This window comes from Peptostreptococcus sp. (assembly GCF_977045075.1).
Window position 1 is genome coordinate 1 of record NZ_CDRRTB010000111.1, and the last position, 3,852, is coordinate 3,852.

General features: G+C 35.9%; 3 protein-coding genes. All 3 read right to left on the minus strand.

Features of this window, described 5'->3' with window-relative positions; genetic code table 11:
• The coding region (locus ACW6OJ_RS07570; RefSeq protein WP_456096213.1) for a cell wall-binding repeat-containing protein at nt 1-2,404 on the minus strand (2,404 nt) is incomplete at its 3' end.
• A gap of 26 nt (nt 2,405-2,430) precedes the next feature.
• A complete protein-coding gene (locus ACW6OJ_RS07575) occupies nt 2,431-2,760 on the minus strand; it encodes a hypothetical protein (protein WP_314495418.1) in 330 nt (109 codons plus the stop codon).
• Nucleotides 2,761-2,874: 114 nt separating this feature from the next.
• Nucleotides 2,875-3,615, minus strand: a complete 741-nt coding sequence (locus tag ACW6OJ_RS07580; protein WP_456096214.1) for an alpha/beta hydrolase — start codon at nt 3,613-3,615, stop codon at nt 2,875-2,877.
• Between the last annotated feature and the right edge of the window lie 237 nt (nt 3,616-3,852).

A 3,852-nucleotide genomic window follows, 5' to 3' on the forward strand; every position in this document is an offset into this window, starting at 1 on the left:
CTGTGTACTTCTTGCCTGTGATACCAACTACCCTTCTGGCTACCATTTCAGATGTACCGTACCTATCTACACCGGCTATTCTTTCTACATCCTTATCCTTGTCATAGGCCTTTAGGTCTCCTCTTACCTTTTCAGATATAGAGTCTGGACCACCTACTATGATTACTTCTTCGGCTCCTAGTCTCTTGATTTCTGTTGCCACTCTTGGGTCAAGCTTGTTTGTAGGATTAAGTAGAATAGGAGCATCCTTTAACTTGGCAAGGACAGAGGCTGTCATTGAGTCTGGGAACAGGTCGTGCCTAACAAGTATCACAGTTTTAGCCTTATCGTAATACTTTTTAGATATATTTATTCCCGTTTCTATTCTGTCAGGACCATCTACCCTACCAGGATTTGGATTATTTGGGTTATTTGGTTTTGAAGGGTCATACTTATATGCTGCCTTCAGGTAAACATTTCCCGTTAATTTGTTTGAAATATTAACTTCTGTTGGGGAATTTTTTTCCCAACGAGGGTTGTTATCATTATACCAACCAGTAATTGGCTGGTTGGAACCATCTGTAGTTAGGATTGTATTCATATCTTTGGCATCAGCTAAAATAATACCATTATCAGGACTTCCTCCTTCTTGGTTTATAATATCATCTGCCGCTACCTTAGCAGTATTGTTAGCTAAAATTGCACCCTTTTCTATTTCAGCCTTAGCTTTTTTATTGAATAGGCCACCTCCAGCTTTTTCTGCAGAGTTGTCTACAATAGCTGTACCTTTTAAAACCTTAAGAGTAGCATCAGTATTATAAATTCCTCCACCAACAATTTCAGCTTTATTCCCATATATTCTAGCTCCATCTAGTGTTAATGTTGCCCAATCATCATTAAATAATCCAGCCCCTCCAACAGCTGCGTTACCTGTAATCAGAGCATCTTGTAGGATTGCATTTCCTGCCTGGACATATATACCACCGCCACCATGGGCAGCTTTATTGTTGATTATACTACCCTTTTTTATAGTGATAATTCCACCACGGCTATATATGCCTCCACCACCATTTCTAGTTGTAGTATTAGCAGAAATTTCACCATCCTCCATGATAATCGTACCAGGAGCAGTAACTATTGAGCCATTCATACCACGGCTATTGTATATACCTCCACCAATTTTAGCAGTATTATTGGAAATTTTACCACCCTTGATTGTAAGTATTCCACTATTATTTATACCTCCGCCAGAGCTTATGCTAGTATTATTGATAATGCTACCAGCCTCAATAACCATAGTTCCAATAGGAGAGTTAGTAACTCCTCCACCCTCGGCTGTATCAACTAGTGTCTTATTTTCAGAGATAAGACCTCCCTTAAGAGTCAGGTCACCAGTATTATATATACCACCACCACTTGTTTTTGCGCTATTTGATATAATTTTGGTATCATATATTGTTATAGAGCCTTTATCAACGTAGATTCCTCCACCCTGCAGAGCAAGGTTTTCAGAAATTAGGCCACCTTTTAAAGTGGTTCTTCCATCCTTTATGAATATTCCACCCCCACGTGTATAGCGGTCCATTTTTCTAGTTGTATGTTCTATGGCATTATTTGAAATATTTCCGCCTTCCATGTATAAAGTTGCATTATTTAAATAAATACCACCACCGTTGATATTGTATGCACTTTCCTGGATAATCTTATTAGAGTGAACGCTCCCCCCATAAATATTTAGGCTTACATTAGTACCACTATTACTAGCATCACCAAAAATAGCGCCACCAGCCTTATAAGGAAGTACTTCATTATCATCCAAAGTGATCTCATTATTACTGATTTCACCACCGTAGATATTAAATTGACCATTAGCAATATTAATAGCTGATCCATCAACATTCTTGTCGGCCTTTATGCCACTTATAGCAACTCCAGAATACATATTTAGGGTCCCGGTAGATTTGTCCCCACTACTATTTCCTACAACTATTGCAGAAATAGAACGAGAAACACTATCTTTGCTTGTAATAGTAAGCTTATTTTCGTTTTCTGATTTTGTCCTACTGCCTAAAGATAATGTTACATTTTTTTCGATGTGTATGTAGGAACCTAACTTACTGTCACCAAGGTTGATCTTATTACCATTACCCAAAATAAGTGTGTTTTTTTGTATTTTAGCAATATAGCCACCGCTTGCCTCACTTGGAAACTCAATATCATTTTTAAGATTTATTGTATATTCTGCGGCACCACTAGTACTAGCGTTAATTGATGTAATTGCATTTTTGAAGTCCTGAAAATTATTCACTTCATATATATTAAAACTTGAATCTGCAAAAATATCCATTGGTAACAAGGATACTATCAAAGCTAGTATTACTGCAAAAGCAGTAACATTAATCAGATTGAAAATTTTTTTAGTCAACTTTACCCTTCTTTCTTTAGTAATATTTATTTATCAACTACTGCATCCTCTAACTTAGGTTCTTCCTTATCGAAGTCCTGCATAGACACTACGAAGCTATCTAGATCGTCATCCGCCTCTTCATCTCCATCAAAGTCACGAGCATTCTTTCTATCTATCAGGTCTTCGATAGTATCTCTTAGGGCCTCAAGATCTTCCAGCTCAAAATCTTCATCATCGAAATCCTCGAAATCAGCCTCATAATGTAATTTTTCACGAAGGAATTCATTTACTTCTTCTTCGTTGTCCTTATATAGTTTGTAACCAAGAGCACCAGCCGCAAGACCAAGTGCTGTACCAAATAGTATTTTTTTCATAATTTACCTCCATTATCATTATATGAAAATTTTATATTGGATAGATAACCCAAATATTTTAAAATTAAAATTGACCAATTTAATAAATACTTCATAGATATTTAAGTGATAAAATCAAGAAATCTCTAATCCACATTCAATTAAAAATTGATGAGGGGCCTCAAACATGTATTGCATATGGCTCATACCATCAATTATTTTTATCTTACCTGCTCCCAGTGATTTAATTTCTGGTAGGTTGATTTTAGCTTTATCCTTTTCTCCAAATAAGAAAACAATGCTTGTATCATCCCTGTATAGTCTTGATGGTAGTGTATAATCGTAGCAAGAAAAGGCAATTTTCTTTAAGCAGTCATTGTCAATACCACTATAAACATCAATACAATGCTGTTCATCTTCCTTGTTTAGATACCTATATTTTTTAGCCTTACTAAAGAATTCCTTTGGATGCCTCTTAAGGCCATTAGAGGTCTTTTTCATTTCCATATATAACTTTAGACCCTGTATTTTGCTACACTTCATAGCAGGTGCATCCAGGGCAGCCTTATCAATTTTTAGATTAATATCCTTTAATATTTCAAAAGCAACTGAAGTTCCATAGGATGACCCCAGTAAAAATGCTATCCTATCAATATTATGCTCTTTTAACCAATCAATAATCTTATCCGATTGGCACCTTGCAGATACAAAATCAGAATGAGGGTAGTCAAGCCCCTCCAAATTCGGTATCACAACATAATAGTCCTTTATAAGTAAGGGTAAAATTGTCCTATAACTAGTGACTCCTGGGTAAAAAATGCTATGCACTAAAAGTGCCACGGGTTTTTCAGAATCACCAAAAGTTTGAACATTCATGTTTAAGTTCCTCCACAAAATCTTTTATAGCTTCTCTAAATTATAATACCCCTATAATCGTTAAAAGTAAAGTATTTAGAAATTTTTTATTCATGCTAATTAATTTATGACAGGTCTACCGTCATCATCTAGTATAGCCTTTCCGTCAGCATCTAGCTTTACACCTGAAACAACCTTGTCTCTTTCAAGTATACCCTCCTCATTATAGTAGAACTTATCATATCCATAAGGCGACCT

What these genes read in the sequence shown, in the direction of transcription:
- ACW6OJ_RS07575 (WP_314495418.1), bottom strand. Translation starts at nt 2,760, where the DNA reads ATGAAAAAAATACTATTTGGTACAGCACTTGGTCTTGCGGCTGGTGCT.
- ACW6OJ_RS07580 (WP_456096214.1), bottom strand. Translation starts at nt 3,615, where the DNA reads ATGAATGTTCAAACTTTTGGTGATTCTGAAAAACCCGTGGCACTTTTA.